This window comes from Actinophytocola sp., from assembly GCF_035634895.1.
Classification (GTDB): domain Bacteria; phylum Actinomycetota; class Actinomycetes; order Mycobacteriales; family Pseudonocardiaceae; genus Actinophytocola.
The window spans coordinates 1-5,246 of record NZ_DASQCC010000028.1 but is presented as its reverse complement, the minus strand read 5'-3'; the positions used below and the strand labels follow the sequence as shown (position 1 = coordinate 5,246).

At 71.2% G+C, this 5,246-nt stretch carries 4 protein-coding genes; 1 reads left to right on the top strand and 3 read right to left on the bottom strand.

Annotation, left to right across the window (positions count from 1 at the left end; translation table 11 throughout):
* Window positions 1-174 precede the first annotated feature (174 nt).
* The 3 genes from VET29_RS04615 to VET29_RS04605 are packed head-to-tail and all read right to left on the bottom strand — an operon-like array spanning window position 175 to window position 2,605.
* Complete coding sequence (locus VET29_RS04615; protein WP_324915041.1) at window positions 175-1,191, bottom strand: glycosyltransferase family 4 protein; 1,017 nt, start codon at window positions 1,189-1,191, stop codon at window positions 175-177.
* Window positions 1,192-1,220: 29 nt separating this feature from the next.
* Window positions 1,221-1,619 (bottom strand): 6-carboxytetrahydropterin synthase, encoded by a 399-nt coding sequence (locus tag VET29_RS04610; RefSeq protein ID WP_324915039.1) that lies wholly within the window; start codon window positions 1,617-1,619, stop codon window positions 1,221-1,223.
* A 5-nt stretch (window positions 1,620-1,624) separates the two neighbouring features.
* The gene (locus VET29_RS04605; RefSeq protein WP_324915037.1) at window positions 1,625-2,605 is read right to left on the bottom strand and encodes a dehydrogenase; all 981 of its coding nucleotides are present in this window, start codon (window positions 2,603-2,605) and stop codon (window positions 1,625-1,627) included.
* A 102-nt stretch (window positions 2,606-2,707) separates the two neighbouring features.
* Here VET29_RS04605 and VET29_RS04600 point away from each other — a divergent pair, with 102 nt between their 5' ends.
* On the top strand, window positions 2,708-5,032 hold the full coding sequence (locus VET29_RS04600) for a CDP-alcohol phosphatidyltransferase family protein (RefSeq protein WP_324915035.1): 2,325 nt from the start codon (window positions 2,708-2,710) through the stop codon (window positions 5,030-5,032).
* The last annotated feature ends 214 nt before the right edge of the window (window positions 5,033-5,246 follow it).

Sequence of the window (5,246 nt, the reverse complement as noted above, 5' to 3'; positions counted from 1 at the left end):
GAGCCCGTCCACGAATGGGCTGGCGCCCACCCGCCAGACCAGGACGGCGAGGATCGCGGCGCCACCCACCAGGCGCGCCCAGGTCCAGATGCTTCGGCTGACGGCGGTGCCTCCCATCACCTGCGTGTATCCCGCGATAGTCATACGGGGGTCACCTGCTGCTGGTTCATCTGGTCATCCGGCGACTTCGGATAGCACGGCGGACAGCTCACGCGAGGTCTGCGCCCAGTCCGAGAGCCTCTGCCGCCGGGACCGGGCCGCCGCGCGGAGCCGCTCGCGCCCCCGGGGGTCACCGAGCCAGCGACACAACGTCTGCCCGAGAGTCTGTGGGTCGCCGGGCGGGATCAGCAGGCCGGGCCGGCTGCCGTCGGCAGCGTGGCCGAGTGCCTCAGGTACGCCACCGACCTGCCCGGCGATGACCGGAAGCCCGCGGGCAAGTGCCTCGGTGACGACCATGCCGTAAGTCTCCGCGCGCGAGGCCAGCACCAGGACGTCCGCCTCTGCGTACGCGCGGTTGAGCTCGTCCCCCGTGAGGGGGCCGGTGAAGCGCACCCGATCGCCGAGCCCCTTGTCCTCGGCCAGCCGTCGCAGGTGTGCGACGAACTCCGGGTCGAGGTCCAGTGCGCCGACGCAGGCGCATTGCCAGGCGGGGTCGTCGACCGTGGCCAGTGCGTCGAGCAGGAGGTCTTGGCCTTTGAGCGGGGTGACGCCTCCGACGCAGAGCAGCCGCCCGCCAGACGGGGTACCGGCCGCCACTTCGGCTGCGTCGACGCCGGGCGGCACAACGTACACGGGATGCGCGGGCAGCGCGTAGTGGTCGCTCAGCCACCGCCGGGTCCATTCGCTCGTGGCCACGATCGCAGACGCCGCCGACAGCGCCGCGACCTCGCGCGGCTCGTCCCGCGGCATGTGCAGGAGTACGACGAGGCGCAGCCGGCCGGCTTGCGGCTCCAGCACCTCCGGCGCCACCGACGCGACCAGGCCGTCGACGAGAACCAGTGAGCCAGAAGGCACCCGGGCCAGCGCCGCAGCAACCGCCGCGCGCCCGGACGCGTCGGGCCGGGGCCACCGGCCGGACACGTTGTGCTCGTGGACCGACCAGCCAAGCGCGGCAAGCCCGCGACAGGCCCGACGGTCGTACACGTTGCCGCCGCTCGGCCGCCGCGGGTCGTCGATCCCGTCAGGGACCACGACGTGCACCTCGTTCACAACGACATTTTTCACAGCGACCGTTCGTAGCTCGCCCACGCGATGTGCGACTCGCGCAGGGTCACCGCGATCCGCGCCAGCCCACTCGCGGAGTCCCCGAGCTCGCCGCCCTCGACACGGTCGGCGATCCGGTCCGCGACCAGCCTCGCGAGGACCTCGGTGGTTGTGTTGCGCCCAGCGAGCTCCGGCACCTCGTCTAGGTTGCGGTAGTTGAGGTCCGCCAGGACGCCACGCAGTACCTCGGTGGCCCCGCCGATATCCACCACGATGTCGTCGGAGTCGAGCTCGACCCGGGAGAAGGTCGCATCCACGACGTACGTCGCTCCGTGCAGGCGCTGAGCGGGACCGAACACTTCGCCGCGGAGGCTGTGCGCGATCATCACGTGGTCGCGGACAGTGACACTGAACATCGGTCCTACCCTTCGTCGTAGGTCAGCGTGTGGCAGAGCGCGCGGAGCCGGCCGTCGGACAGTCGAGCCATCACGTCGGGCAGCTCGTCGAATGTGGATGCGCCGGTGAGCAGCGCGTCGAAGGCCGCGTCCCGAAGCAGGTCCAGCGCGAGCGCGCGCCGCTCGGCCGGGGTACGCCGTCCGCGCCGGGCCACCGCGACTTCGCCGACCTGGCTGGCCCGGATGCCCAGGCGTCCGGAGTGGAAGGCGCCACCGAGGAACAGCTGGACCGGCTGGTCGCCGTACCAGCTGAGGTCGCTGACCATGCCGTCCGCGGCGAGCAGGTCCAGGGAGAGCTGCAGCCCGGCTGACGTCGCGCTGGCGTGGAACACTAGGTCCTGACCGCCGACGGCGTCCTGGGGCAGTGCGAAGTCGACGCCGAGGCAGGCCGCGGTGTGCGCACGCGTGTCGTCCACGTCGACGAGCGTCACCTGCGTTCCCGGCACGTCACCGACCAGCCGGGCGACGCAGCACCCGACCATGCCGGCGCCGACGACCGTGATCCGGTCGCCGACCAGCGGCCCGGCGTCCCACAGGGCGTTGACCGCGGTCTCCACCGTGCCGGCGAGGACGGCACGCTCCGGCGGGACGTCGTCGGGAACCACTGCCACGGCGTCGGCCGGCACGACGTACGCCGTCTGGTGGGGGAACAGACAGAAGACGGTGCGCCCCCGGAGCTCGTCGGGACCGTGGTCGACGACGCCGACGTTGAGGTAGCCGTACTTTACCGGGCCGGGGAAGTCGCCCTCCTGGAACGGTGCCCGCATCACGTCGTACTGGCTCTGCGGGACTCCGCCACGGAACACCAGTCCCTCGGTGCCGCGGCTCACCCCGGACCGCAGCGTCCGTACCAGCACCTCGCCGGGACCAGGATCCGGCAGCGCGACCGTGCGAATCTCGCCCCGGCCAGGTTCGGCGATCCAGAATGCGCGCGCTTCCGTAGGCACCCGCACCCTCCTCTTCCCGCCCAGATGAATCGAAGCGTCGCCGTTACCGTATGACTGTTCGTACCCCTGAGATACGGAGGCACGGTGCGTCGGGTTGGTCAAGTGCGCAGTTGGGCGCCGAACGGCCCGCTCACCGGCTTCGTCTACCTGCTCGCGCTCCTCGGTGTCCTCGCGGCGACCACCGGCCTCGACGCGGCCGGCTGGTTGGCGGGTGTCGCCTGCGGAGCCGGCCTTGCCGCCCTGCTCACGCGTGCGCTGACGCGTCACAGCCGGGTCGGACTGGGGCCGGCGGACAGCGTGACACTGGCTCGCGCAGTCCTCGCCTGTGGGGCCGCGGCGCTCACGGTGGACTCGTTCGGGGGCCAGGCGCCTGCGGCGATCCTCGTGACGCTCTCGACGGTGGCGCTGGTGCTCGACGGTGTCGACGGCCGGGTCGCTCGGTGTACCGACACCACCTCGGCCTTCGGGGCGCGCTTCGACATGGAGGTCGACGCGTTCCTGATCATGGTCCTGAGCGTGTACGTCGCACGTGAGTCGGGCTGGTGGGTGCTCGCGATGGGTCTGGCCCGGTATGCGTTCGTGGCCGCCGGCTGGGTGCTGCCGTGGCTGCGCGGTCCGCTGCCGCCCCGGCAGTGGGCCAGGGTGGTCTCCGCGATCGTGGGCGTCGTGCTGACCGTTGCCGCAGCCGACATCCTGCCCGATGCCGTGACCACCGCGATGCTCCTTGTCGCGCTGGGCCTGCTGGTCGAGTCGTTCGGCCGTAGTGTCTGGGGGCTCTGGGTCCTCGCCGGAAGCCCACCTGGCGCTCGCACCACCGTAACCTCGGCCCTGGCCCTGCTCCTGGTCTGGGCCGCGCTCCTCGCGCCGGACCGGGTCGACGACCTGGCGCCGAGCGCGTTCCTCCGGATTCCCGTCGAGGGCCTGTTCTTCGTCGTCCTCGTGCTGGTGCTGCCGCCTAGGGTCGCACGGATCCTCGCCCTCTTCGGCGGACTCGGACTCGGCGCGCTGACGATTCTGCGGCTGCTCGACATGGGTTTCCACTTCGCCTTCGACCGCCCGTTCCACCCCGTCTACGACATGGCGTACGCCGGCTCCGCGGTCGGGCTGCTCGGCGACTCGATCGGCCGCGCGGGCGCCCTCGTCGTCCAGATCGGAGCTGGGCTTCTCATCGTCGCGCTGATCGCCTTGCTGCCGCTGTCCGCGGTGCGCCTGACCCGGCTCGTGGCGACACACCGGCGGCCGTCGATCCGATTGCTCGCCCTTCTGACCGCGATCGCGATGGTCACCACGTTGTCCGGCGCCCAGCTGAGGCCGGCAGGACCAATGGCCTCCACCGCGTCGGCCCGGCTCGCCTACACCCACGCCACGCAGGTCCGCGACGACCTCCGCGACCAGCGGGAGTTCGTGCGGGCGCTCGAGCAGGATCCCTTCCGCAACACGCCCGACACTAACCTCCTGACCGGCCTGCGGGGCAAGGACGTTCTCCTGGTCTTCGTCGAGAGCTACGGACGCACGGCGCTCGAGCTCCCTGCGGTCGAGTCTGCGCTCGATGCCGGGGAGCGGCGGCTGCAAAAGGCCGGGTTCTCTTCGCGGAGCGGCTTTCTCACCTCGCCGACATTTGGGGGCCTCAGCTGGCTGGCTCACATCACCCTGCAGTCTGGTCTGTGGGTGGACAACCAGCCGCGGTACGACCACCTCGTCACCCTCGACCGACTCACCCTCACCGATGCGTTCGGTCGTGCGGGCTGGAGAACCGTCGCCGACGCACCAGCCAACGAGGAGGGCTGGTCGGTGGCGGCGACGTACTACCACAACGACCGGGTCTACGACCGCCGGAACGTGGGATATGCCGGGCCGCGGTTCAGCTACGCCTCGATGCCGGACCAATACACCCTGGCCGCCCTCCAACGCCTGGAGCTCGAGCAGCCGAACCGGCCCCCTGTCATGGCCGAGATCGACCTGGTCTCCAGCCACACCCCCTGGGCGCCGCTGCCCCGGCTCGTCGACTGGAGCCGGGTCGGTGACGGCTCGGTCTTCGACCCGATGCCGTCCGAGGGCGAGTCGCCGCGGGAGGTGTGGCGGAACCCCGACCTGGTGAAGGCCGCCTACGCCGAGTCCATCGCGTACTCACTCGACGCGGTGACCTCGTTCGTGCAGCAGCTCCGCGACCAGGATCTGGTGCTCGTGGTCCTTGGCGACCACCAACCGGCGAGCATCGTCTCCGGTGAAGGGGTGAGCCACGACGTGCCGGTGAGCATCATCGCCGCCGACCCGGCGGTCATGGATCGGGCGGCGGACTGGGGCTGGCAGGAGGGGCTGCGGCCGGGCGCCGGCGCACCGGTCTGGCCGATGGATGCCTTCCGGGACAGGTTCCTCACCGCGTACGGCCCCCCGCCGCCCTCGCTCTCGTCCTCGGCGCATCACTGAGCGCGTCAGGTCGAGATCGTTGCACCCCGCGGCCGCAGTCCATATCCCGTCGGGGGCCCCGGCCGGTGCCGGAGAGGCGAGGTCACCTGGGGTCGAGCATGGCGCACAGGTGCTGGATGGTGGCGCGGTCGAAGCCGCTGGCCCCCATCAGGAACCGCGGTGCTCGACCACGTCACGTGGAGGCTCGGAACGTGCCCTCGATCTGTTGGCCGTC